General features: G+C 37.8%; 19 protein-coding genes, 1 tRNA gene and 1 rRNA gene. 3 read left to right on the top strand and 18 right to left on the bottom strand.

Annotated elements, in window-relative coordinates; translation table 11 throughout:
- Positions 1 to 58: 58 nt before the first annotated feature.
- The 13 genes from C7K42_RS09080 to pth form a co-directional block, all read right to left on the bottom strand.
- A tRNA-Ala gene (locus C7K42_RS09080) sits at positions 59 to 131 on the bottom strand.
- Between the two features lie 68 nt (positions 132 to 199).
- A 16S ribosomal RNA gene (locus tag C7K42_RS09075) occupies positions 200 to 1,754 on the bottom strand.
- A 534-nt stretch (positions 1,755 to 2,288) separates the two neighbouring features.
- Positions 2,289 to 3,782 (bottom strand): lysine--tRNA ligase, encoded by a 1,494-nt coding sequence (gene lysS, locus C7K42_RS09070; protein ID WP_014125789.1) that lies wholly within the window; start codon positions 3,780 to 3,782, stop codon positions 2,289 to 2,291.
- 146 nt (positions 3,783 to 3,928) lie between these two features.
- Positions 3,929 to 4,816, bottom strand: coding sequence for an Hsp33 family molecular chaperone HslO (gene hslO / locus C7K42_RS09065; RefSeq protein WP_014125790.1), 888 nt, complete (start codon positions 4,814 to 4,816; stop codon positions 3,929 to 3,931).
- Positions 4,817 to 4,961: 145 nt separating this feature from the next.
- Positions 4,962 to 7,073, bottom strand: a complete 2,112-nt coding sequence (gene ftsH, locus C7K42_RS09060; protein WP_103099776.1) for an ATP-dependent zinc metalloprotease FtsH — start codon at positions 7,071 to 7,073, stop codon at positions 4,962 to 4,964.
- 68 nt (positions 7,074 to 7,141) lie between these two features.
- Positions 7,142 to 7,690 carry a hypoxanthine phosphoribosyltransferase gene (gene hpt, locus C7K42_RS09055; RefSeq protein WP_014125792.1) on the bottom strand — a complete coding sequence of 183 codons (549 nt, stop codon included), beginning with the start codon at positions 7,688 to 7,690 and terminating at the stop codon, positions 7,142 to 7,144.
- A complete protein-coding gene (tilS, locus tag C7K42_RS09050; RefSeq protein ID WP_014125793.1) occupies positions 7,671 to 9,095 on the bottom strand; it encodes a tRNA lysidine(34) synthetase TilS in 1,425 nt (474 codons plus the stop codon). The genes hpt and tilS overlap by 20 nt, the downstream gene beginning before the upstream one ends.
- A 97-nt stretch (positions 9,096 to 9,192) precedes the next feature.
- A complete protein-coding gene (locus C7K42_RS09045) occupies positions 9,193 to 9,636 on the bottom strand; it encodes a S1 domain-containing RNA-binding protein (protein ID WP_014125794.1) in 444 nt (147 codons plus the stop codon).
- 207 nt (positions 9,637 to 9,843) lie between these two features.
- Positions 9,844 to 10,263: an FtsB family cell division protein gene (locus C7K42_RS09040; RefSeq protein WP_014125795.1), complete on the bottom strand. Its 420-nt coding sequence runs from the start codon at positions 10,261 to 10,263 to the stop codon at positions 9,844 to 9,846.
- A gap of 75 nt (positions 10,264 to 10,338) precedes the next feature.
- The gene (locus tag C7K42_RS09035; RefSeq protein ID WP_014125796.1) at positions 10,339 to 10,596 is read right to left on the bottom strand and encodes an RNA-binding S4 domain-containing protein; all 258 of its coding nucleotides are present in this window, start codon (positions 10,594 to 10,596) and stop codon (positions 10,339 to 10,341) included.
- Positions 10,593 to 12,158, bottom strand: a complete 1,566-nt coding sequence (locus C7K42_RS09030) for a putative polysaccharide biosynthesis protein (RefSeq protein ID WP_041592033.1) — start codon at positions 12,156 to 12,158, stop codon at positions 10,593 to 10,595. Before C7K42_RS09030 ends, C7K42_RS09035 begins: the two co-directional genes overlap by 4 nt.
- 47 nt (positions 12,159 to 12,205) lie before the next feature.
- Positions 12,206 to 15,739 carry a transcription-repair coupling factor gene (gene mfd, locus C7K42_RS09025; protein ID WP_014125798.1) on the bottom strand — a complete coding sequence of 1,178 codons (3,534 nt, stop codon included), beginning with the start codon at positions 15,737 to 15,739 and terminating at the stop codon, positions 12,206 to 12,208.
- A gap of 35 nt (positions 15,740 to 15,774) precedes the next feature.
- Positions 15,775 to 16,335, bottom strand: a complete 561-nt coding sequence (gene pth, locus C7K42_RS09020; RefSeq protein ID WP_014125799.1) for an aminoacyl-tRNA hydrolase — start codon at positions 16,333 to 16,335, stop codon at positions 15,775 to 15,777.
- Between the two features lie 326 nt (positions 16,336 to 16,661).
- Between pth and C7K42_RS09015 the strand changes: the two genes are divergently transcribed.
- Positions 16,662 to 17,636 (top strand): L-lactate dehydrogenase, encoded by a 975-nt coding sequence (locus tag C7K42_RS09015; RefSeq protein WP_014125800.1) that lies wholly within the window; start codon positions 16,662 to 16,664, stop codon positions 17,634 to 17,636.
- 269 nt (positions 17,637 to 17,905) lie between these two features.
- A complete protein-coding gene (locus tag C7K42_RS09010) occupies positions 17,906 to 19,309 on the top strand; it encodes a L,D-transpeptidase family protein (protein ID WP_014125801.1) in 1,404 nt (467 codons plus the stop codon).
- Positions 19,310 to 19,350: 41 nt separating this feature from the next.
- On the opposite strand, the gene C7K42_RS09005 is transcribed toward C7K42_RS09010, so the two are convergent.
- From C7K42_RS09005 to C7K42_RS08985, 5 genes are all read right to left on the bottom strand, one after another.
- Positions 19,351 to 20,073: a YebC/PmpR family DNA-binding transcriptional regulator gene (locus tag C7K42_RS09005; RefSeq protein ID WP_014125802.1), complete on the bottom strand. Its 723-nt coding sequence runs from the start codon at positions 20,071 to 20,073 to the stop codon at positions 19,351 to 19,353.
- 87 nt (positions 20,074 to 20,160) lie between these two features.
- Positions 20,161 to 20,667, bottom strand: a complete 507-nt coding sequence (locus C7K42_RS09000) for a VanZ family protein (protein WP_014125803.1) — start codon at positions 20,665 to 20,667, stop codon at positions 20,161 to 20,163.
- Positions 20,668 to 20,989: 322 nt separating this feature from the next.
- Positions 20,990 to 22,414: an NAD-dependent succinate-semialdehyde dehydrogenase gene (locus C7K42_RS08995; protein ID WP_014125804.1), complete on the bottom strand. Its 1,425-nt coding sequence runs from the start codon at positions 22,412 to 22,414 to the stop codon at positions 20,990 to 20,992.
- A 494-nt stretch (positions 22,415 to 22,908) separates the two neighbouring features.
- A complete protein-coding gene (locus C7K42_RS08990; RefSeq protein ID WP_014125805.1) occupies positions 22,909 to 23,409 on the bottom strand; it encodes a DUF4811 domain-containing protein in 501 nt (166 codons plus the stop codon).
- Positions 23,406 to 24,869: an MDR family MFS transporter gene (locus tag C7K42_RS08985; protein WP_014125806.1), complete on the bottom strand. Its 1,464-nt coding sequence runs from the start codon at positions 24,867 to 24,869 to the stop codon at positions 23,406 to 23,408. Before C7K42_RS08985 ends, C7K42_RS08990 begins: the two co-directional genes overlap by 4 nt.
- 128 nt (positions 24,870 to 24,997) lie before the next feature.
- Between C7K42_RS08985 and C7K42_RS08980 the strand changes: the two genes are divergently transcribed.
- A complete protein-coding gene (locus C7K42_RS08980; protein ID WP_014125807.1) occupies positions 24,998 to 25,462 on the top strand; it encodes a MerR family transcriptional regulator in 465 nt (154 codons plus the stop codon).
- Positions 25,463 to 25,539: the final 77 nt, after the last annotated feature.

The raw sequence follows: 25,539 nt of genomic DNA, 5'->3' as shown, positions 1-25,539 counted from the left end.
GTTGTTTTTCTATCCAGTTTTCAAAGAACCAAACAAACGACCCAAAATCGATCGTTTATGGAGCCTAGCGGGATCGAACCGCTGACCTCCTGCGTGCAAAGCAGGCGCTCTCCCAGCTGAGCTAAGGCCCCCTACGGGTAGACCTCTCAAAACTGAACAAAGCGCAAACGATGTGTCGACCTTCCGTATTTTTCCTTAGAAAGGAGGTGATCCAGCCGCACCTTCCGATACGGCTACCTTGTTACGACTTCACCCCAATCATTCGTCCCACCTTAGGCGGCTGGCTCCCCGAAGGGTTGCCGCACCGACTTTGGGTGTTACAAACTCTCGTGGTGTGACGGGCGGTGTGTACAAGGCCCGGGAACGGATTCACCGCGGCATGCTGATCCGCGATTACTAGCGATTCCGGCTTCATGCAGGCGAGTTGCAGCCTGCAATCCGAACTGAGAGAAGCTTTCAGAGATTCGCTAGGCCTTGCGGCTTGGCTTGCTCGTTGTACTTCCCATTGTAGCACGTGTGTAGCCCAGGTCATAAGGGGCATGATGATTTGACGTCATCCCCGCCTTCCTCCGGTTTGTCACCGGCAGTCTTGCTAGAGTGCCCAACTCAATGCTGGCAACTAACAATAAGGGTTGCGCTCGTTACGGGACTTAACCCAACATCTCACGACACGAGCTGACGACAACCATGCACCACCTGTCACTTTGCCCCCGAAGGGAAACCCTATCTCTAGGGCGGTCAAAGGATGTCAAGACCTGGTAAGGTTCTTCGCGTTGCTTCGAATTAAACCACATGCTCCACCGCTTGTGCGGGCCCCGTCAATTCCTTTGAGTTTCAACCTTGCGGTCGTACTCCCCAGGCGGAGTGCTTAATGCGTTAACTGCAGCACTGAAGGGCGGAAACCCTCCAACACTTAGCACTCATCGTTTACGGCGTGGACTACCAGGGTATCTAATCCTGTTTGCTACCCACGCTTTCGAGTCTCAGCGTCAGTTACAGACCAGAGAGCCGCCTTCGCCACTGGTGTTCCTCCATATATCTACGCATTTCACCGCTACACATGGAATTCCACTCTCCTCTTCTGCACTCAAGTGATCCAGTTTCCAATGACCCTCCCAGTTGAGCTGGGGCTTTCACATCAGACTTAAATCACCGCCTGCGCTCGCTTTACGCCCAATAAATCCGGACAACGCTTGCCACCTACGTATTACCGCGGCTGCTGGCACGTAGTTAGCCGTGGCTTTCTGGTCAGCTACCGTCATAGAAAAAGCATTTCCTCTTTCTCCTGTTCTTTGCTGACAACAGAGCTTTACGATCCGAAAACCTTCTTCACTCACGCGGCGTTGCTCGGTCAGACTTGCGTCCATTGCCGAAGATTCCCTACTGCTGCCTCCCGTAGGAGTCTGGGCCGTGTCTCAGTCCCGGTGTGGCCGATCACCCTCTCAGGTCGGCTATGCATCGTTGCTTTGGTGAGCCGTTACCTCACCAACTGGCTAATGCACCGCGGGACCAGCCATCAGTGACGCTGTAAAGCGCCTTTGAGCTTTCTTTCAGGTGAAAAAAAGCCATATGCGGTATTAGCACCTGTTTCCAAGTGTTATCCCCCGCTGATAGATAGGTTCCCCACGTGTTACTCACCCGTCCGCCACTCCGCTTAAGAAAAAACCGAAGTTTCTTCTTAAGCAGCGTTCGACTTGCATGTATTAGGCACGCCGCCAGCGTTCGTCCTGAGCCAGGATCAAACTCTCATCTTGAATTTGATCGATCAACACCGTTGATCTTACTTAGGTCTTCAACTTTTTGCTCGCGTGTTGTTCGCGTTTATTGCTTGGTTGCTTCTTCTTTCAAAGAAGCGCCCGACACATTGGTTCGTTTGCTTGCTTTGTTCAGTTTTCAAAGGTCTACTGCTTGTTGCCGTAGCAACTTTTATATCTTATCAATTCGACAAGTGTTTGTCAATATCTTTTTGCAAGTTAGCTAATTTTTATCTTAACTTTCTATTTATTGATTTGAAACTCTCTTTTCATTAATCAAATAAAACAACATTGCTTTTTTCGACGACTTGATAATCTTATCAAAACTGCAAACGTGCGTCAATCATTTTTGTAAAAAAATGAAAAAGTTTTTCACTATCACAGCCAACTAATAATATATCAATAACTACCCTTTAGGTCAATCATTATAGCCTATAATTTTCTTTATAATCAAGATAAATCCCGTGCAAAGCTTTTTTGTTTCTCACATGTTTCCATCATAAAAAAATACGGCTATAAAAGCCGCATTTTTTATTATCGCATGGTTGGGAAAAGCAAAACATCCCGAATCGACTGCGCGTCTGTTAACAACATAATTAAACGATCAATTCCAATGCCCAAACCTCCAGTAGGGGGCATACCATATTCCAATGATTCTAAGAAATCTTCGTCCACGCCATGTGCTTCCTCATTACCAGCAATACGTTCTTTTTCTTGTTCTTCAAAACGTTTACGTTGATCGATTGGATCATTTAATTCAGTAAAAGCATTAGCAAATTCATGATTTACTATAAACAGTTCAAAACGATCAGTAAAGCGAGGATCATCTTGGCTCTTCTTAGCTAGTGGAGAGACTTCTACCGGGTGGCCATAAACAAAGGTCGGTTGTTGCAAGTTATCTTCTACGAATGTTTCAAAAAATTCATTGATAATATGACCTACGCCCATTGCGTCTGTAATCGCCACTTTATGTTTTTTAGCAAGTTCTCTTGCTTGTTCCAATGAAATATCTTGCCAGAAGTCAACTCCTGTATATTCCTTAATCGCATCGACTATGTGAAGTCGGGCAAAATCTGTCCCTAAGTCCACAGTTTGCCCATCGTAAGAAAGTTGCGTTGTTCCTAGTACGTTTTTAGTAACATTTCGGATAATACCTTCTGTTAGGTCCATAACATCACCAAAATTTGCATAAGCTGTATAGCACTCCAACATAGTAAATTCCGGATTATGGGTTGTATCGATCCCTTCATTACGGAAGACACGTCCGATTTCATAAACTTTTTCCATTCCGCCTACAATCAAGCGTTTCAAATGCAACTCTAAAGCAATACGAAGATATAAGTCTATATCTAAAGCATTATGGTGTGTCACAAATGGACGTGCTGCAGCGCCTCCTGCCTGATTGTGTAATACAGGTGTTTCAACTTCTAAATATCCACGATGATCTAAATAGCGTCGAATCTCACTAATAATTTGACTACGTTTTTTAAACCGCTCGAAACTATCGCGATTACTGATTAAATCTAAATATCTTTGGCGATAACGTTGTTCAACATTTGTCAACCCATGATATTTTTCTGGTAAGGGACGTAAGGCTTTCGTTAAAAGTGTAACTTTTTCAGCCTTAACTGAAACCTCACCCGTGTTTGTTTTCATTATTTCACCAGTAACACCTAAAAAGTCGCCCAAATCGGCTTTTTTAAAGATATCATAGTTATCTTCGCCGACTTCATCTTTGCGGACATAAATCTGGATCTGACCTTCTCGGTCTTGCAAATGGGCGAAGCCAACCTTACCCTTGCCTCTTTTTGAAACCATCCGCCCTGCAACGCTAGCTGCAAGTCCTATCTCATTCAGTTCTTCTTTCGTTTTATCATCAAATTCTTCATGAATTTCATTTGAACTGTGGGTGCGGTCGAAACGATGGCCAAATGGATCTATCCCTTTTTCTTGTAGTTCTTCCATTTTTTGCCGGCGAACCAGCATTTGATCATTTAATTCATCTTGGTTTTCATGTTCTCCTGCCAAAAGTCTTCCTCCATTCTCTGATAGCTTTCCTTTTTATAATGCCAATGATAAGAAAAAAAAGCAAGCCGAAAAAGAAACATGGCTTGATTTTTTCACAAATTAGCTATTTTTCATTAATTTCTAACGTTGATTCGAACAATAATTCTTTAGGATTCTTCTGCTGCTTCTTTTTTAAGTTCTACCAAATCTTGTTCGCTAAAGTAATACTTATTACCACAAAACGAACAAACAGCTTCTGCCCCATGGTCTTCTTCAATCATTTCTTGAATTTCTTGTGCACCTAATGAAATCAATCCTGCTGCAAAACGTTCTTTAGAACAATCACATTGAAATTGAACTGGCATTTCATCAAGAATAGCTACCGTTTCGTCTGCAAAAATAAAATCTAAAATTTCTTCTGGCGCTTTTCCTTCGTCCAACATAGCAGAAATATTGGGCAGATGTTGTAAACGTTCTTCTAAAGCATTCACTACTTCCTCGGATGCACCGGGCATCATTTGTATCATAAAGCCTCCCGCTGTTTTAATAGAGTCATCAGTATCAACCAATACACTCAATCCCACAGAAGAAGGAATTTGTTCTGATACAGCAAGATAATAAGTGAAATCCGCCCCAATTTCTCCTGATACGATCGGCGTTTGCCCAGAAAACGGTTCTTTTAAGCCAAGGTCTTTAGTTACTGAAAACATCCCCCGCGTGCCTACCGCACCACTAACGTCGAGTTTACCTTGTTCATTTAAAGGCAAACTAACATGAGGATTTTGGATATAGCCTTTGACGCTTCCGCTACCATCACTTGTTACAATGATCGCGCCTGCTGGTCCATCTCCCTCAACACGAACAGTTATGGTGTCCTCACCTTTAACTGTACTCCCTAATAATAGGGCACCAACTAAAGTACGTCCTAACGCAGCTGAGGATGTATTCCAAGTATCATGATTCCTTTGCGCCTGATCCACAGTTTGAGTAGCATTCATCGCATAAGCCCGGACAAAACCATCGTAAGCCATTGCTTTTACTAAATAATCTTCCATTGTTCCTTTCTCCTTTTGGTTCAATTGCACACAATCATTCCTTATGTTTATTTAAGTATCTTACTAATAAATATTACAAGACGCAATTTTTATGTTTGCACAAGGGAAAAGCTGTGATGCTAACACCACAGCTTTTATTGTACAATTATTCATCTGTCTTATCTGAATGATCATCTTGTTCTTTTGATGAAGATTCATTTGATCCTTGGCTATTGTCTTCATTAGCCGCTGTAGAATCTTCCTCTTTATCATTCACCCGACCTTGTTCTTCTTTCTTTTCCAAAGTACGTTTTGCTTCTTCATAAGATCGGCCGTTTTCACTTGGAAATTCGCTTTCTTCCTCATAAGATTTTGGCATTTCGCCTGATTCAAATAATGATTTGATAGCTTTAGCATCAAGTGTTTCATATTCTAACAGTTTTTCTGCTATCAACTTATGCTTATTGCGATGAGATTCGATAATTTCACGTGCTTTATCATGACCATCATTTACGATTTTACGCACTTCATCATCGATTTCATAAGCAAATTGTTCAGAGTAAGACTTCGTTTGCCCATAGTCACGACCAACAAATACTTGATTGCCTCCTTCATATTGAATCGGACCAAGTTTGTCACTCATACCGTATTGGGTAACCATACTACGAGCGATATTTGTCGCCTGCTCAAAGTCATTAGAAGCCCCCGTTGATTGAGAGTCAAAAACAATTTCTTCAGCAGCACGACCACCTAATAGGCCTGCAATTTGTTCAGTCAAATCGTCTTTTGTCATTAAGTTCTGATCTTCTTTGGGCAAGGCAATCATATAACCACCCGCACGACCACGTGGAATAATCGTTACTTTGTGAACGACCCGTGCTCGACTCAATACTAGACCAACGATGGTGTGTCCTGCTTCGTGGAAGGCCACCATTTCGCGTTCTTTTTTATTAACGACATGATCTTCTTTAGCGGGTCCTGCAATAACACGGTCTTCAGCTTCATCAATATCCGAAGCATCGATTTTCTTCTTACCGCGCCTTGCTGCAACAAGCGCTGCTTCATTCAATACATTTTCTAAATCTGCACCTGAAAAACCAGGCGTTTGTTGTGCTACAACTTTCAAATCAACATCGTCAGTTATCGGTTTATTGCGGGCGTGAACACGTAAAATAGCTTCACGGCCTTTAACATCTGGACGTCCAACTAAAATTTGACGGTCGAAACGACCTGGACGTAATAGCGCTGGATCCAATACATCAGAACGGTTGGTGGCAGAAATGACAATAACTCCTTCATTTCCTTCAAAACCATCCATTTCAACTAACAATTGGTTCAACGTTTGTTCTCGTTCATCATGGCCACCGCCCATGCCAGCACCACGTTGACGAGCGACCGCATCGATTTCATCGATAAAGATAATAGCTGGCGCATTTTTCTTCGCTGTTTCAAATAAGTCCCGAACACGGCTTGCCCCGACACCTACAAACATTTCAACAAAGTCTGAACCAGAAATAGAATAAAATGGTACGCCTGCTTCACCAGCTACTGCTTTAGCTAGAAGTGTTTTCCCAGTTCCTGGAGGGCCTTCTAAAAGAACCCCTGCAGGGATACGTGCGCCTAAGTTAGAAAAACGTCTTGGATCTTTTAGAAATTCAACAACTTCAACTAATTCTTGCTTTTCTTCTTCAGCGCCAGCTACATCAGAAAAACGAATCTTATTCGCTGATTTATCAGCTTCTTTGGCTTTGGATTTGCCGAAATTCATCATTCGGCCGCCTCCACCGCCTCCACCGCCTCCGCCACCTTGTTGGCCCATCATCAAATAAAATAAGCCAAAAATAGCTATTACCGGTAAGAAACTAAAGAGAAGCGACATCCAAATGCCACTACTTGATTCTTCTTCAATAGAAGTTTGTACATCATTTTCATCTGCTAAATTAGTGATTTCACTCAAAGTGGAATCATTCGGCAAAACAACTGTGGAAAACTGTGTGGTCGTTGACTCTGTTGAACCTAATACAGCTAATCCACCATTATTATTAACCGTTTTTTCTTCTTCATACTCTCCTGTAATTTGGTAAACACCATTTGTTGGTTGAACATTAAAAGATTTAACATCGCCAGCTTCTAATTGTTCAGAAAAAGTAGAATATTGTATTTCCGGCGTTTCATCGTTACCATCGCCTAGGAAGAAGTAAACAACCATCACCATGGCCAAAATAATCAGCACATAGTATAAGGTGTTTCTTGCTGTCCCTTTATTATTCTTGTTCATGCGGCCCCTCCTTGCCAGTTTGTCTTATTTTGACCTTTTATATTGTAGCATATCTTTCTTTGTTTTGGTCAAACTTTTGTTTCATATATACTTGGTTTTAATACTCCCACGTAAGGTAGATTGCGGTACTGTTCTGCAAAATCCAAACCATAGCCTACCACAAATTCATCAGGAACATCAAATCCAATATAATCCGCTTCAATATCCACAACACGACCCTTAGGTTTATCCAAAAGCGTAACAATTGCAACAGAATTCGCTTGACGATATTTAAATAAATCCACCAAGTAACGAAGCGTACGTCCGCTGTCAATAATATCTTCTACAATCAACATATCGCGTCCCTTTACGTTTGTGTCTAGGTCTTTTACGATTTTCACCTCTCCAGATGAAACCGTCGCATTACCGTAACTTGACACATCCATAAAATCAAGTTCTATATATGTATCCATTTGACGTACAATATCAGCCATAAAAGGAATGGCACCCTTTAATACACCCACTACAAGCGGTTGTGTATTTTTATATGCTGCTGTAAGCTCCTTGCCTAGTTCTTCACAACGATTATGGATCTCTTCTTGTGTAATCAAGATTGTCTCAATATCTTTTTCCAGCATTTGCTTCTCCTTCCAGCTTTAGCTTTTGGTACCTATAAAGAAGTACGTAGTGTATTTTAGCAGTTTCTTTTGCAATACACAAATAAGAAAATACATGAGGTAATACGCCTAAAACTTTTCCTTCAAAGTCAGTTACAACCCATGCTTTTTCACGTGAAGCTGGCGAAACTTTTTTATCAATAAAAAAGCGAGAAAGCTTTTTATTCAACTGTTCGTTCAACTGAATACGATCGCCTGCTTGTCGTCTGCGCAATTGCACTCTAGTAGGAAATTCTAACGTTAAATTTTGGCGATATTCTAACCAAAATTTGACTTTTTCGGGAATTTTCACTTCATCTTTAGGAAAAAAACCCAGCCACTCGTTTTCTGATAAAAATAAGGATTCACCAACAGACAACTTATAAGACTCATTCTTATCAAAAACAACTTGGCTTTTACGCAAAAATAATTGGTCATAATTTTTTTGAAATTGCCAAGTTTGATCAATATCAATTTCCCAGTTCGCTTTTTCTTTTACTAAAAGTTTCATCAGTTGTTCTATTTGTTTAGCGCTAATAGTTAAATTATAATATTGTCGTGCTTTTTTCGCCAATTCTTGCCAGAAAAAACTTTGCTGAGCTGTCGAAAACTTCAAGTAAGCATGCAAATTGATTTCAAATTCATTATGATTTTCTGTCGTAATCGTTTGATACCATTGTTTTTGCTGATCAGTAATAACTTCTTGCGCAGCCTCGATCTGGCAAGAGAGTCGCTGAAAGTGTTGTAAAGTTTGCTTATTCTCTTTTTTTAACAGTGGTATGACTTGATGTCTAATTCGATTTCTTTGCATGTCAAAAGAAGTATTTGTTTGGTCTTCAAAATAGTCAATTCCTTCTTGTTGACTGTAATTTAAAATTTCCTCTTTTGAAATGTGTAATAGAGGTCTGATCAATGCTTGACTTTTACCAAAGGATTGATTTGCCAATATGCCTTTAGCTGAAAATAAATTCCCGTCTCTTACCATTTTCATAATCATAGTTTCCATCTGATCGTCACTATGATGTGCTGTAGCAAGCACTTGGTAATGGTAATCATCCATAATTTCTCTAAAAAAATTATAACGAAAAGCTCGAGCTTTTTCCTCCATACCACTAGTTGGTGAATGTTTCCAAGAAGTAGTATAAAACAAAAGCTGATGTTTTTGACAGTAGGTCCTTAAAAAACTTTCTTCTTCATCAGAAGCCTTACGTAATTTATGATTCACATGAGCTACCCCGATAGTGAAGTCGCTTTTTTTCTGCAATCTTTCTAAGATATGTAGCAGCACCATAGAATCAACACCTGTAGATACTGCAACCAAGATCCGTTCGTTAGCTTTTAAAAGTTGATTTTCTTCAATAAAGGACTCAACTTGTGATAAAAGCATTTAAACCACCTCACTTCAACTCAAAAATCTCCTGAAAAAAGAAAACAGACATAAAATCCACTACTTTTAAGCAGTGAATTTTAGTCTGCTATACTATTTAGTTTCTGCGACCACCACGACCCCCGCGTTTTCCTTCTGTGTTTCTTCTTAAAGAAGACAGACGATCGTCACTTTCTTTTAGGAACGAATTCATTAATGCATCGAAGTCTTCTTTTTCATTTCCAGTATCTTGTTTACGTGTTTGTGTTTTTTTCTGAGCAGGACGGTTTGAAGAATGCCCCCGTTCGCCTTTGTCTTCTTTTGGCTTATCTTCTGCTTTACGAATAGATAAACCAATTTTCCCATCATCTCCAATGGAAGTCACAAGCACAGTAACTTCATCACCTACTGATAACACGTCATGAATATCTTTAACAAATCCATTTGAGATCTCACTGATATGAACAAGGCCTGTTTTTTTATCCCCTAAATCAATAAATGCACCAAAATTTGTAATCCCCGACACTTTTCCCTTTACTTTTTCTCCAACTTCGATTGACATAAAAAAATTGTTCCTCCTAAAATTTACCATTTCTAAAATAATTATCACTTATCTCATACTTAAAAAGCACTAAGGCTTCGCTATTTGTAGCCTATATCTTATTTAAGGATATGCAAACCTAAGTTCCCTCTACTTACATTTTAGCATATACTCCTTGCCGTTGGCACGTTTTTTGTCTTTTATGTAGATATGTCTATGCTTTAAAAGCTAATTGGATTCATCCGTTTCCTCATCACTTTCATTGGCTACACCAGACTCATTTCCTGGAAGCGGAAAAACGATTTCATCATCGTCTGAGTATAAAAAGCGACTTCTGGCGATTTTTGCAACATAATCTTCATCTTTTAGCAAAGAGACATCACTTTTTAAATCCTCTTTTTGTTTAGCCACTTTTTTTTGCTTAACTACTGTTTCTTCTTTATAATCTTCTAGTTTTTGCAAACGAAGGTAGTCATTAAACAAAGATATGCCCACACTTAAGAAAATAATAGCAGCGACAACAAAAATCGCCATTAAACGACGTCGTCTAAAGATAATTTGGCGTTGTTCTTTTGCATATTTTGCATATTGTTTTTTGGCATATTCATTGTCTAAGACTTTTACTTTTGATTTTTCTTGCTTGTCCACTCAAACCGCTCCAGTCTTCTCCTTAGTTGACCTTTATTATACCAACATCCTCTATGCTTGTCTAACGCAAATTAGTTAAATTTTTCTTTCGTCAGAAACGATCTCATACATTTCTTGTGCATCTTCTTTTTTCGTTGATTCATGCAAAGCATTGACCTTCAATTCAATCGTTCGATTACCAAATTGAATTTTTACTATATCACCGATTTGAACATTGCTACTTGACTTTGCTAAATTTCCATTGACCTGAACGCGACCTTTATCGGCCACCTCTTTGGCAACCGAACGTCGTTTGATCAATCTGGAAATCTTTAAAAATTTATCTATTCTCATTTATTTTTTCCTCCGATACGTAAAATCTTTTTCCCAAAAGGTAACAACAACCACTCCCGTACAGTAAACAAATCAAGCATAACAGCAGCTTTTATAAATACACCCGCTCCTAATAAAACAGCCAACAAGCTTAAAATAAAAGCAAATAAGCGAGTGTCCAATGCCCCAAAAGTTAAACGAATGACACTAAAAAATAACAGTAAAGTAATGAGCATTAAAAAAAGACAACTGATTAATTTCCAAGCAAAATGCCGTTCTTTTTTAAAACGATTGATACTCTTTTTTTCCGCTTTTGTTAAAGACCACAAAACCGTAAATAATCCTAAAAGTGTTGCTAAACTGGCGCCCAACGTCCCTAAATAAAACACCAGTATGCCAGTAGCTAAAAGTTTTACTACAAAACCCTTAGCGGCTGCTTTTAGTGCTTGAAAATATACACCTTGGCTTTGTGCAATGCTTTGATAAGCCTGAACTTCTGCCATCAGTCCTACAGCCAAAACAAATGCCATTAATGTCGTATTTCCCAAAGAATCTTTAAATAAAGCAAAGTTTAAATACGGAACTAATACCGCTAGCCCACAGGAAGCTGCGCCAGCTATCGCCGAGGTAAAACGTAGATATATTTTAGCAGACATGACAAACTTCTTTTGGTTATTTTGTATGATCAATTTTGTTAATGCCGGTAAAAAAGTAGCACTTAAAGCTGTTGCAACAACTAAACCTAGTTGAACAAGCGGTTGCCCGCGATCATAGATTCCTTTTGCTACTTTAGCGCTTTGTTCAGCTAAACCACTGCTGGTTAATGAATTAACGATTAAAAATGAGTCAACCAACTGAAACAAAATTAACATACCACTGTAAACAGACACCAAACCGCCTTCAACAAAAAAGCGTCTAATCAACCTACTCTTTTTAGGAATACGTGGTAGAAATAATTGTGGACGTAAATGAATACCATAAATTTTTCGATCGTAATAAATCAAGATAAGCCACGCCACCAAACCACCTACAAAAGCACCTGACATTGCAAAAGCGCCTGTTTGATAAATGGACAAAGAAAAACGAATAAAACCAACCGCCGACAATAAAATAATCCCTACTCGTAACAGTTGTTCGATTACTTGCGAAACTGCTGTAGGTACCATTAACAAATCTCCTTGAAATAGTCCACGATATAAAGATAAAGCTGGCATCAATAAAAAGGTGAAAGAAGCGACTCGGATGACCATTGCCAGTTCTGGATCTCCCATTGAACTGGCAAGACCACGGCTAAATAAAAAAGTTATCGCCCATAAAATAAAAGCGCTCCACCACAGCAAAGAATAACTTTCATCCAAAATACGCCGTTTTTCTTGCGGACCTGTTTGTTCAGCTACTAATTTTGATAAAAATTGTGGGAAACCCGTCAACGCAAAAGTCATGGCAATACCATAAATAGGATACACTTGCTGATAAACATAGAATCCTTCATCACCAACTATATTCTGAAAGGGAATGCGATAAATCGCACTGAGTACTTTTGCGATAAAAGAAGCAATGGTTAAAATAAGTGCTCCTTCCATCATTGTTTTCATCTGGTTGCGAATCGCTAATCCCCCTTTCTACTAACTTATTGGTTTTGGCTTTGTAATTGAGTCTGGTATCCTTCTTCACGTAAAGCTTTAATAAATGACTGTAATTCTTGTATCCAAACCATTTCTTGTGTTTGTGCAGGTATAGTCAGTTTAATTTGCATTTGTTCTTTTTCAACACCCATTGTAGCTTTCAGTTTAGTCGAAGAAAGTGCAGAAAATAATTGTTCTACAGAAAACTTATTCGTACCAATTTTACTTAAACTAACTACCAAAGTTTGATCGACTTTAGTTATTTTCTCAACTAAAGCACGATCAGCGTTCATCTTCATTTCGCCTATTGATAATAAATGAGCGACTTCATCAGGAAATTCTCCAAAACGATCTAATAAATCATCTTGTAATTCATCAAGACTATCTGTACTGTCCAATTCACGTACACGTTTATAAATTTCGATTTTTTGTCTTTCATCAGCAATATAATCAGCAGGAATATAAGCATCAATTGCAAGATCGATTTCAGCTGCTGTTTTTTGCATTTGGGTATTTTTCCCTTGTTTTCTTGTCACAGCTTCTTCTAACATCTGTGTATACATATCAAAACCAACAGAGTTGATGAAGCCATGTTGCTGAGCACCTAAAAGATTTCCAGCGCCGCGAATGGATAAATCACGCATAGCAATTTTAAAACCTGAACCTAATTCAGTAAAGTCTTTGATCGCCTGTAGCCGTTTTTCACTTACCTCATTTAATATCTTTTGTGGTTCATACATGAAATAGGCATAAGCCACTCGGTTCGTTCGTCCTACGCGTCCTCTTAATTGATAAAGCGTGGAAAGCCCCATATAGTCCGCGTTTTCAACAAATAATGTATTGACATTAGGAATATCTACCCCTGTTTCAATAATCGTAGTAGTGATTAACACATCATATTGTCCATTGATAAAATCAAACAGCGTATTTTCCAGTTGAATTTCTGTCATTTGACCATGAGCATAACCAATTCTAGCGTCAGGTACTAATTGTTGAATTTCATCAACTTTTCTTTCAATACTTTCAACTCGATTATACAAATAAAAGACCTGGCCACCCCGAGCGATTTCTCTCTGGATAGCTTCTCTGATAGCTCCTGGATTGGCTTCCATAACATAAGTTTGGATAGGATAACGGTTTTCTGGAGGTGTTTCAATTACCGATAAATCTCGTACACCTAACATCGACATATGCAACGTCCTAGGGATCGGTGTTGCTGTCAAAGTTAGCACATCAACTTGTGCTCTTAGTTGTTTCAACCGTTCTTTATGCTTCACGCCAAAGCGCTGTTCTTCATCAATCACTAATAAACCTAGATCACTAAACTGAACATCCTTAGATAAAAGACGGTGTGTCCCTACAACAATATCAACTTGTCCCGTATTTAATTGTCTAATTGTTTCGTCTTGCTGTTTTTTAGTACGGAAGCGACTTAATAATCCTACATTTACTGGAAGACCTGCAAAACGATCGATCATAGTCTCATAGTGCTGTTGAGCCAATATAGTCGTTGGAACTAAAATAGCAACTTGCTTACTTTCCTTAATGGCTTTAAATGCCGCCCGCAATGCAACTTCTGTCTTACCAAAACCAACATCGCCCACTAACAGGCGATCCATTGATTTTTCTTTTTCCATATCACGCTTAATTTCTTCGGCACTACGCAATTGGTCATCAGTCTCTGTATAAGCAAAAGCATCTTCAAACTCTTTCTGGTAGGCATCATCGGGGGCAAAAGCGTAGCCTTTTTCAGCTTCTCTTTGTGCATATAATTGAATCAAATCGTCAGCAATATCTTCAATTTGGTTCGAAACTTTTTGCTTCGTTTTTTCCCAAGAGCTTCCACCTAATTTATTAATTTTAGGCGACGCATTTTCTGAAGCAACATATTTTTGTATTAAGTTTAACTGTGACACAGGAATAAACAGCTTGTCATCATTTTGGTATAAAATCGTCATGTAGTCTTGATGTATACCATCAACTTCTAAGGTTTCAATACCCAAATATTTACCAATCCCGTGATTTGCGTGAACAACATAGTCCCCGGGATTTAACTCATTGTAGCTTTTCAAGCGTTCAGCATTGGACAAAGTTTGCTTTTTCGCTCGTTTTTTCTTTACTTTTTGGAAGATCTCTTTTTCCGTTACGACGACAAGCTGGTCTTGTGGCAATTCAAAACCGCTTTGCAAACTCCCTTGTACGATTTGCGTACCTTGTAAAAGCAACTCATCTGGCTGTGTTTCCACTGCGTAAATTTCGTAGTCGCGAAAATCTTGCGCTAATTTTTGCGCACGTTGTTCATCGCTGACCAAAAACACAACCGTTTGATTTTGTTTTTCCCAACGATCCATTTCTGCTTTAAGAAGACCCATTTGACCAAAAAATTGTTGCATTGGTCGATATTGAAAGTTATGAATTGCTTCAAACCGGATATTTCCCATTCCCTTTTGAAATAAAGAGAAAAATGTCGCAGCAAACTTCGTTTGTTGAAAAATAGGTTGCAGCTTTTGTCCAAAAGTCTGTTCAGGAAATACACGTAACTCCTCTATCTTTTGCGTCTGCCATTCTGCTTCTTCTTGTTCAATCTGACGATTCGTTTCTAAAATACGAGCGTAATCATCAACAAAAAGAAGCGCATCATTTTGGAAATAGGATAGTATATTTGTTTGTTCTGGATACAAAATATCCGCATACATCCCAGGGGCTTCTCCAGGAACACCTTGTTTCCAAGAAGCAATCAATTGTCCAAAGTAATCATTTAAAAAGTCTATATTGGTTTGTTCTGTAGTCACAGACAAACGCTTATCCAATAATTCCTGTAATTGTATACTCCCATTTTCCAAATCTTTTTTTGAAAAAATAAGTTCAGTCGTCGGTAAAATCGTAACTTCTTCTAGATTTTCTAAGGAACGTTGCGTTGCCACGTCAAAATAACGAATTGAATCAATTTCCACATCAAACAGTTCAATTCTTACCGGATGAGGTGTAGTCAGAGGATAAATATCTAAAATACTACCACGAATACTAAATTCACCTGGTTTTGCGATCATCGATTCTCGTTGATAGCCCATCAAAACAAGTTGTTGCGCTAGTTGTTGCCAATTAATTTCTGAGCCAATTTGCCAATGAAAACGATAGCTTTCCCATAACTCGGGTGTAGGCAGATATTTACGCAAGGCAGCTGCAGGTAATATGTAAATACCTGTTTTATTCGCCGCAAGTGCATTTAGTGTCGTCACTCGCTGTGCCCTTGTCTCTGGTGATGAAAATGCCATTTCAGCTGAAAGAACTTCATCTACCGGAAATATATATACGTCTTCTGTTACTTGCATCAAATCTTCTGCTAGTTGGTTAGCATAGTAAAGGTTAGGTGAAGCGACGATGATTTGTTGCTTAAATTTACGATAAGCACTAGCAATAGCTAATGTTTTCGCCGAATTTGCTAGTCCGGTGAGCAATTGTCGCTGACGATGTTCTTTGATTGCTTGATGCCAATCTTTAACGAGCGGCATTTGAGTGACTAATTCAATTAAATCCATAAGTTCCCTTTACTCCTTTTATATCTAATTCTCATTTAATTAAAGCGATTCATCACCTGAGTAAAATTATTCGTTTCGATAAAATAATCTATTGCTTCTTTCGCTTTATCAATACTTTCAGTCATGACCGCTTGTTGTTGTTTATTAAACGGCTGTAAGACATGGTTAACAACTGTGGTGTGTTCTTGTGGATGTCCTATTCCTATTTTCAAACGGCCAAATTCATTAGAGCCTAAATGTGAAATAATGCTTTTTATACCATTATGACCACCAGCGCTTCCTTTTTGTCGTAAGCGAATTTTTCCTACCGTCAAATCCAAATCATCATGAACTACTATAAGTTCTTCTTTATATATACCAAAATAGGTCATCAAAGGTCCTACAGCCCTTCCTGAATCATTCATATAAGTCTGCGGTTTAACGAGCAATATCTTTTCACCGTTCACAAAAAAATCAGCTACTTCTGCCTCAAAAGGATTTTTCTTAAAAGTAACCTCATGTGTTTTTGCTAAGCGCTCTACTGTCATAAAACCGACATTATGTTTTGTGTTTTCGTATTTTTTCCCTGGGTTCCCCAGTCCTACAATCATTTTCATTGATGAGACTCCATTACTAAAAGATTTTTAAGACAACAAAATGCTGGACAAATATTTCATTGTCCAGTTTCAGAATTATTGTATAAATTATAACATAAACAAAGCTTTTTCGCTTAGAATCAAATTTCTTTGACATTTTTTTAAATATTTAACGTAACCGCTTGAAACACTTATCACACAGCAATCACAAGTCTCTCAAAAACTAGTACAGATAAACAAACTTGTTATAATGTTTTATAAATTGAATGACAAAAATGTCATAAAATGTTAGTATAAATACATAGTTAAGTTTTTTACAACAAAAATTTGGAAGGAATGATACACCTATGGTTGCACAAACAAATAAAAAAGGACACCAAAAAGTTATTCTCGTTGGAGATGGTGCTGTAGGTTCAAGTTATGCCTTTGCTCTAGTTACGCAAGACATTGCCCAAGAAGTTGGAATTGTCGATATTGATAGCAATAGAACAGAAGGAGATGCCATAGATCTATCAGATGCGCTTGCTTTTAACGCACCTAAAAAAATCTATTCAGCTTCTTATGAAGACGCTCATGACGCTGACCTAGTAGTTATTACAGCAGGTGCACCACAAAAATCTGGCGAAACACGTTTAGATCTAGTAAATAAAAATTTAAAAATCAATCATGACGTTGTGACTCAGATTGTTGATTCTGGCTTTAATGGTATCTTTTTAGTCGCTGCAAATCCTGTTGATATTTTAACTTATGCCACCTGGAAATTTTCTGGTTTTCCAAAAGAAAAAGTTTTGGGTACCGGTACTTCCTTAGATTCGGCACGTTTCCGTCAAGCATTGGCAGGCTTAATGGATGTTGATGCTAGAAACGTACACGCATATATCTTAGGCGAACATGGTGATTCAGAATTTCCTGTTTGGTCTCACGCTAATGTAGCTGGACTACAAATTTATGAGTGGGTAAAAAACAATCCTGAGATTGATGAAGAAGCAATGGTTAACTTGTTCTTTAGTGTACGCGATGCCGCTTATACGATCATAGAGAAAAAAGGCGCTACTTTCTACGGCGTTGCTGCTGCATTAGCACGGATCACAAGAGCCATTTTAAATGATGAAAATGCTGTACTACCACTTTCTGTTCATATGGATGGTGAATACGGTCTAAACGACCTATATATTGGTTCTCCTGCTGTTGTTAACAAAGCAGGCGTTAAACAAATTATCGAAATTCCTTTAACAGATGGTGAAAAAGATCGTATGGCAGCCTCTGCTGAACAGTTAAGCAATATTTTAAGCAAAGCATTTGAACAATTCGAAGAAAATTAATTTTCGTTCTTTTAACAAACAATTCATCTCATCGGGAACGGCTCTATTTCGAGCCGTTCCCTTTTTTGCTGTGAATCACTACGATTTAGCGACTAAGAGGAGCGAAGAGTAGTTGATGAACAGTACTAGGGCGAGCAAAAGCGAGGCGTAGTATCCTTACTTTAAGTATTAAATTATTATTAGTTTTAATAAGAATTGGTTCGATTTTTCTTACAAATATGCTATGGTATGAAAAAGAATTTATTTAGTTTAAGGAGCTGACAAACTGCATGTCACGTTTAGATAAACGTTCGAAGATGAAAAAGTCGACCCGTACGATTCTCATTGGTTTACTTGTAGTACTCATTGTGGCAATTGGGGGGTATGCTTATCGTAGTATGCATTATTCCGACCACTTTTTACCTGATACCTTCATTAATGGCACAAAAGTAAGTAATTTAACGGCCCAACAGGCCAATGATGTATTACATGAACGCTATGATGCCCAAGAATTTACAATAGAACAAGATGGCAAAGAATGGAAAACACTGAAAAAAGTCGATTTAGGACTAGAAACGGATTTTTCTGATGAGCTAGAATCCATGATCAATAAGCAAAACAACTGGCAGTGGGGCCTTTCTTCTTTATCAACTAACAAACAAAAATTATCTCTTAATACAGCCGCCTTTGATAAACAAACACTTAACCAGCAAACAAAATCAATTGAACAAGAATTGGCTGCGGTCAATGAGAACCGAACACAAACTGAAAATGCTAAAATTGATAAAGACGACGACGGTTTTGTCATCGAGCCGGAAAAACAAGGAGATGAGATCGATAGCAAACAAGCTAGCGAAAATCTTCAAAAAGATGTTTTAGAAGGTAAAAACGAGCTAGAATTGAACAGCTATCAAAAAGAACCTGAGGTCACTTCAAATGACGAAGATTTAAACAAAAAACTCGATCAGTTAAATAGTGTAGCTCAAATAAAGGGTACCTATAAAATTAACGGGGAAGACGTTGAAATTCCGCAAGAAAAAATTATGGATTGGGTTGAATACAACGACGAAGACGGAAAAGTTGATGTAAACCAAGAAAAAGTTCAAGCATATGTGGAAGAACTAGGCGATAATTACAATACAAGCGAAAATGACACAGAATTTGATAGTACGAAACAAGATGAAGTAACAGTCGAACCGGGAACTTTAAGTTGGACGATTGCTACAGATCAAGAAACAGAAGCATTAAGTGAAAATGTCTTAGCAGGCGAAGATTTTGAACGCTCCCCTATTGTTGAAGGTAGTGCTGATCCAAGTGAACCCTTAGTTGATGATACTTATGTAGAGGTCGACTTAAAAAATCAACATATGTGGTATTATAAAGACGGGGAAACTGTTTTAGATACAGATATCGTTTCTGGGAAACCAAAAACTAAAACACCGTCTGGCGTGTTTTATGTTTGGAATAAAGAAGAAGATGCTACTTTAACAGGGGAAGATTATGAATCTCCAGTTGATTTTTGGTTACCTATCGATTGGACAGGCGTTGGTATTCATGATGCAGACTGGCAGCCAACTTTTGGCGGTGACCGCTGGAAAGAAGGCGGCTCTCATGGTTGCATCAATACGCCACCTGATGTAATGGAAAAATTATTTAATGACATCGATGTAGGTACACCTGTAGTAGTTATTTAAAAAAAAGCATAAAAAAAGAGAGGCAAAAAACCTCTCTTTTTTTATGCTTCAATAGAAGTGTATACTTCTGAAACATCATCATCTTCATCTAATTTGTCCAGTAAATGCTCAAATTGCTCTTTTTTCTTACCTTCTAATAAAACCGTTGTTTGTGGTACCATTGTTAACTCTGCTTGTGCCAAGTTAAATTCTTTTTCCAAAAAGTCCCGTACTTCAGTAAAATCTTCCGGAGCCGTATAAATCTCAAACACTTCAGGAGAAGTGAGTAGATCCTCACCACCTGCTTCTAAAACTTTTTCTAGCATGTCGTCTTCACTTACATCCAAGTTTTCTCTTTCGATGGCAATATAGCCTTTACGATCAAACATATAACTCACTGAGCCTGTTTCACCTAAACTACCGCCATTACGATCAAAAGCAACTCTTACATCCGTTGCCGTGCGATTACGATTATCTGTTAGAGTTTCAACTAAAACCGCAACACCGCCTGGTCCATAACCTTCATAAGTTACTTCCTCGTAATTAGCTCCATCTGTACTGCTAGTTGCCTTTTTGATCGCACGCTCCACATTATCATTGGGCATGTTCGCAGACTTGGCCTTATCCATTACCATTCGTAAGGATGAATTTGTATCTGGATCAGGCCCACCATTTCTAGCAGCCATATATATTTCACGAGATATTTTTTGAAAGATTTTTCCTTTTTTAGCATCTTGTGCATTTTTTCTGCCTTGAATATTATTCCATTTACTATGTCCTGACAAAAAGATCTCCTCCTTGTAAAAAATTGGTTAGACATGTACAAGCCAACTTTTGTATCCTTATATATTATAACTGTTTTACCCCTGTTTTTACAAGACACGCCTCTTTTTTAGCTTCAGCACTAACCAGCATAATAAAACAGCAGTTAAAGCGCCAAAAGAATCCAGCATTACATCTTGAAATAGCGGGGTCCGATCTTGCGTTAACATCTGATGAAACTCATCCATTCCCGCGTAACCTGTAGCCGATAGCCAACTAAAAAAAACAGCAAATCCGACAACTTTTAATTTGGGTAATAGACTTAAGAAAAAACTACCAGCTAAAAGAAAGTAAGTTACAAAATGAGCTAATTTACGTATAAAAAATTCCACAAAAGAAAAATAACCCTTTTCTTCGATGCTTACTACATCATCTGCATATTTAAATGAAATATTATTCAATTGATCTTTAAAGGGCTGGTTTTTTAAAACATTTTCTAATAAAGAAATTTGTGATTGTGTTTCATAAGTTTGTGACGAGCTATAAAATAAAACAGCCATGATCAATAGCGCAAGTATAAAATACAAATTCCCATTTTTCCTAGATTTTTTTAACATCTGCTTTCCCCCAATGTCTTATCATAGCACCTTATGGGTAATTAAAAAACTTTTTTTGTAAATTTTTTTAATCTAGGAAAATTCGCAAAAAATATTTAGCTGTTGCTTTCAATAAGATAAAAAACCAGTACAACTTCTCTTAAGCGTTAAAAGTTCTAAAGCTAAAAGAAATTACACTAGTTTTTATACTTAGATCATATTCACGTTAAATACTATGGCTTTTTCAAAACTTTCATTGCTTAGCTGTTTAGATGCTTTCATACTAGGCAAACAGTTAAAAAAGGCGCTGCTATTGAAAAAATAACAGCGCATATTAATTATTCTATTCAGGATTGCTGCTTGCAACTAGCCCACCAGCAAGGTTGTTCATATCTGGTTTATCCGCTTTTACGATTAATTTTTCGTTAACAAAAGCCATTTGTCCAAGACGACTCATCTCTCTGCCGTAACCAGAACGTTTCACACCACCAAATGGTAACTCAGGTAAAGAATATCTGAAATTGTTAACAAAAACCATGCCTGTTTCAATTTGTGAGGCAACTTCGGCACCATGCTCACTATCGCCAGCAAACACAACGCCTCCCAAACCATAGGAGGAATCATTTGCCAATTCAATAGCTTCTTGTTCAGTGGAGACTTTATAAACAACCCCAATTGGACCAAACATCTCCGTTGTATAAGCAGGGTTGTCTCGATCAACATTGGTTAAAATCGTTGGCATAAAGAATTGTCCAGGCAAATCGATCGGTTCATTACCATAAACAACCTCAGCACCTGCTTTTACAGCTTCATCGACTTGTTTTTGTAGGTCTTCTTTTGCTTTTTTTGTATTCATTGGTGCAAGTGTAGTATTTGGATCTAATGGATCTCCTGCTTTTACTTTACTAAAGTTTTCTTTTAAGCGTTCAACAAATTCATCGTACACATTTTCCATTACAATAAAACGTTTTGAGGATGTACATTCTTGTCCAGTATTGTATAAACGTGAACGCCAAGCAATATCTGCAACATCATCCATATCAGCGTCATCTAACACAACAAATGGATCCATACCTCCAAGTTCCATCGTCGTTTTTTTCAAGTTTTTACCTGCTGCACTAGCTACAGCTTCGCCACCACGTTCTGAACCTGTCAAAGCAGCACCTTGTACGCGTGGATCTTCAATAGCTGCAGTTACTTGATCATAAGTCAAAAACATGTTAGTAAGAGAACCCTTAGGAGCGCCTGCTTCAAGAATAATATCTGCCATCATTTGGGCAGAAGTCGGTGTATTAGAAGCATGTTTTAAAATCATAGGATTTCCTACCATAAAATTAGGCGCAAATACCCGCATAATTTGATAATAAGGGAAGTTCCATGGTTCCACCATCATCAAAACACCTGTAGCATGGTGCTGGATTTCAGCTGTTCCTGTGGCAGTGGTTTCGATTTCTTCAGGTTTTAACATTTCTTCTCCGTGGTCTGCAAACCAGTCGGCAATAACTGCGCACAACTCTACTTCACCTTGTGATTCAGTCAGTAATTTTCCCATATCGATGGTACAAGCTCGCGCTAATTCATCTGCTTTTTCTCTTATCTTAGATGCAATATTGTGTAAAATTTCTCCACGTTCTTTTACCGGTTGTTTTTTAAATTCTTCATATAAATTTTGTCCTGTTTTTAAAGCTTCTTCTAACTGTTGATCTGTAGCATTAGGGTATTCTTTTACTAATTCATTTGTATATGGATTTACTGTTTGGTATGCCAATCCAATACCTCCTTGATATTTTTACAAACCGTTTCTACAACAAACTCATTTCCTTGCGACAACTAAAACAACTTACCGAATACTCCCAGCAAGAACAAACGCTTACAATTTTACTGGCTGTTAAGAGCCTACATTTACCAAGTCCAATCAAAAAAACATAATCGCTATCATAATTAGACCTATTTTTCAAATTTTACCAATTTGAATAAAGGGCTATTATTACATAGCTTATAACAAGCAAAATACGAAAAGAATCTTAACTAGACCTTTCCGTCATTTCCACTAATACAAAGATAACATAAAATACATCCATTTTGAAAAAAATAGCTTCATTAATTTCCGTTAAATAACACATTACCTTTTAAATAATATATATTTCTTATCTATACTTTTAATAAATCGGGGCTCAACTCTTGAAAGTTAAGCCCCGATTAAAAAACAAATATTAAAATCAATATCTTTTCTTTTTAGTTTTATTTTTTAAGATACATAGATCATTCTGCGCTTATCACTTGCCAATCAGAAGGTAAATCAAACTGGTTATCTTGTCGAATAAACTCATGATTATTTCCGGCCATAGCAAACAAGGTTTGATAAAAGTCATTCTTATAAACCCATTCTGTTGTTTTTATGGTAAGTTGCGCTTGGTCCGCATCTTGATTGATATGATTTTTTACATCTTGACTAGCTGTGGACTTTGGTTCATCCATCTCTTCCGTTTGATATAAATAAACTTTTTCTGTTCCATCCCCTAAAGGCTTATATAATAAAGCATCTGTATCTTGTCCTTTGACAGAAGATACTAAATTAAGCGTTTGGGTGCTAGTTTCTTGGGCCATACCAAAATGTTGATTGAAATTAGCTACGATCAAACCAATACTTAGAATAAAAAGAAAAGCAAATACAAAAGAAAGGCTCTGTTGCCACTTTTTTTGCGCTAAAATAAAGAAAAAGGCTGTTGCTGCTGCACTTAAGATAAGAATGATAAAAATCATAGGTGGGCCTCCTTACTTTTTGGCGTTTTCTTAATAAAGAAAGTTAATCCAAAACCAACAACGCAAAACAAAATAGCTACTGCAAAGGCAGCTTGATACCCTGATAAAGTAGCATCCAAAGCTTGCTGTCCGTAAGCTAGTGGTGTTTTTTCTGCCACACTTTCTTTAGGCAAATTGTTATTTGTTACATTGGTTAATACACTAATTAAAATAGCTGTTCCGATAGAACTAGCTACTTGACGAAAGGTATTATTGACGGCAGTTCCATGACTAATTAATTTGGCTGGTAAGGAGTTCATCCCAGAAGTTGTTACAGGCATCATTACCATGGAAATACCAAACATCCGTACGATATATAAAACAATAATGTAAGCAGCAGGCGTCGTCTGGGTTAAAAACGCAAATGGTGCAGTTGCACAAGTTAAAAGAAACATACCGATAGTTGCTAAACGTTTAGAGCCATATTTATCAAAAATTGAACCAGTAATTGGGTTCATCACACCAATAACAAGTGCGCCAGGAAGTAATATTAAACCCGACGTCAGTGCTGATTCTCCGCGAATATTTTGGATATACATGGGCACAACCATTGAAACACCGATCATTGCCATATTGGTTACACCAGCAAGAATAGCAGCTAAGGTAAAAGTTGATGATTTAAACACACGTAATTCCAATAATGGATTTTCAATATGCAATTGACGCCAAGCAAAAAAGATTAAAACAATAGCACCAAGTCCAATAAAACCAATCACTTCAAAACTTCCCCAACCGTTATTTCCAACGCTAGAAAAGCCATAAAGTAATGAGCCAAATCCTATAGTAGATAATACTACTGATAGAAAGTCGATTTTAGGATTGGAAAGCGGGATCACACTGCGCATTAAGAAAAAAGCTAAAATCAATACTAAAATCACAATAGGAATTACAATACCAAATAATTGACGCCAAGAATAATGATCGATGATCCAACCAGAAAGCGTTGGACCTAAAGCTGGTGCCAACGCGATAACAATTCCTACCATCCCCATGGCAGCACCGCGCCGTTCAGGCGGAAAAATAGTATACATAATATTTTGTAATAATGGCATAGAAATACCTACACCGGCAGCTTGTATAAGTCTGCCCATTAATAGTACTGAAAATACAGGTGCTGTAAAGCAAATAATGCTTCCAATCAAAAAGACAAGCATTGCAAATAAATATAAATTTTTCGAATTAAATTTATTGATCATCCAAGCTGTAATAGGGATCATAATCCCATTTACTAATAAAAAACCTGTCGTCAGCCATTGTACATCTGAAGCAGTAATATCAAAGGCACGCATCAAGGTAGGAAAAGCAGTATTTAGTAATGTTTGGTTTAATACTGTACAAAAACTGCCCACCATTAAAATCGCAACAATGATTGAACGATTATAAGGTTTTCCATGGATATCAACTGGTTGTTCATTTCCCATAGTTCTCTTCCTCTCTATTTTTTCAACTTAACTACTTTATTCTTTTTCTCGAACTTTGTCAACTAGTTTGACAATTATGTAATCTAAGTTACAATACAGATAATCATACGAAAAAAAGAAGGTATCTTATGGCAAATTCCTTGAAAGACCTATTAATCAGCGACGATTTATTAATCGGCATTAGTGAATTAAGCAAAATGAGTGGCACTTCTCCTAGACAATTACGTTATTGGGAAGAAAAGGGCTTGATCACCTCCATTGTAAAAGAGGATCAATCTTCTCCTCGCAATTATCGTTTACTAACAGTGATCAAAGTTGAATTAATACAAGATTTTTTAAACGAAGGTTTCACCTTGAAAACAGCAAACGAAAAAGCAACAACCTATCTTAAAAAAGTATCCCACATTCGTAAAGTTTTTTCTCAAACGATTCGAGATGTAGAAGTAATCAAAGATCGTTACACTATTTTTACTATTGGTGATTTTGAACCAAATAATGAATGCATGGTTATTATCTACGATGACATTGAAGAAAAGCTTACTTACCATCTTTTTGATAGTCAATCTTCGGTTGATTACCAACAATTGGTTTAAATAAAAACAACCATAAAAAAATAAGCAAACTTGTCTATAAATAGACAGATTTGCTTATTTTTTAATATTTCTAAGTT

The sequence above is a fragment of the Tetragenococcus halophilus subsp. halophilus DSM 20339 genome, from assembly GCF_003841405.1.
GTDB lineage: Bacteria > Bacillota > Bacilli > Lactobacillales > Enterococcaceae > Tetragenococcus > Tetragenococcus halophilus.
The sequence above is the reverse complement of the archived record's forward strand: the minus strand, read 5'-3'. Positions and strand labels throughout refer to the sequence as shown.

What these genes read in the sequence shown, in the direction of transcription:
- C7K42_RS09000 (WP_014125803.1), bottom strand. Translation starts at nt 20,667, where the DNA reads ATGTTAAAAAAATCTAGGAAAAATGGGAATTTGTATTTTATACTTGCG.
- C7K42_RS09030 (WP_041592033.1), bottom strand. Translation starts at nt 12,158, where the DNA reads ATGGAAGGAGCACTTATTTTAACCATTGCTTCTTTTATCGCAAAAGTA.
- hslO (WP_014125790.1), bottom strand. Translation starts at nt 4,816, where the DNA reads ATGGAAGATTATTTAGTAAAAGCAATGGCTTACGATGGTTTTGTCCGG.
- tilS (WP_014125793.1), bottom strand. Translation starts at nt 9,095, where the DNA reads ATGCTTTTATCACAAGTTGAGTCCTTTATTGAAGAAAATCAACTTTTA.
- C7K42_RS09035 (WP_014125796.1), bottom strand. Translation starts at nt 10,596, where the DNA reads ATGAGAATAGATAAATTTTTAAAGATTTCCAGATTGATCAAACGACGT.
- mfd (WP_014125798.1), bottom strand. Translation starts at nt 15,739, where the DNA reads ATGGATTTAATTGAATTAGTCACTCAAATGCCGCTCGTTAAAGATTGG.
- C7K42_RS08980 (WP_014125807.1), top strand. Translation starts at nt 24,998, where the DNA reads ATGGCAAATTCCTTGAAAGACCTATTAATCAGCGACGATTTATTAATC.
- ftsH (WP_103099776.1), bottom strand. Translation starts at nt 7,073, where the DNA reads ATGAACAAGAATAATAAAGGGACAGCAAGAAACACCTTATACTATGTG.
- C7K42_RS09015 (WP_014125800.1), top strand. Translation starts at nt 16,662, where the DNA reads ATGGTTGCACAAACAAATAAAAAAGGACACCAAAAAGTTATTCTCGTT.
- pth (WP_014125799.1), bottom strand. Translation starts at nt 16,335, where the DNA reads ATGAAAATGATTGTAGGACTGGGGAACCCAGGGAAAAAATACGAAAAC.
- C7K42_RS09045 (WP_014125794.1), bottom strand. Translation starts at nt 9,636, where the DNA reads ATGTCAATCGAAGTTGGAGAAAAAGTAAAGGGAAAAGTGTCGGGGATT.
- C7K42_RS08990 (WP_014125805.1), bottom strand. Translation starts at nt 23,409, where the DNA reads ATGATTTTTATCATTCTTATCTTAAGTGCAGCAGCAACAGCCTTTTTC.
- hpt (WP_014125792.1), bottom strand. Translation starts at nt 7,690, where the DNA reads ATGCTGGAAAAAGATATTGAGACAATCTTGATTACACAAGAAGAGATC.
- C7K42_RS09010 (WP_014125801.1), top strand. Translation starts at nt 17,906, where the DNA reads ATGTCACGTTTAGATAAACGTTCGAAGATGAAAAAGTCGACCCGTACG.
- C7K42_RS08985 (WP_014125806.1), bottom strand. Translation starts at nt 24,869, where the DNA reads ATGGGAAATGAACAACCAGTTGATATCCATGGAAAACCTTATAATCGT.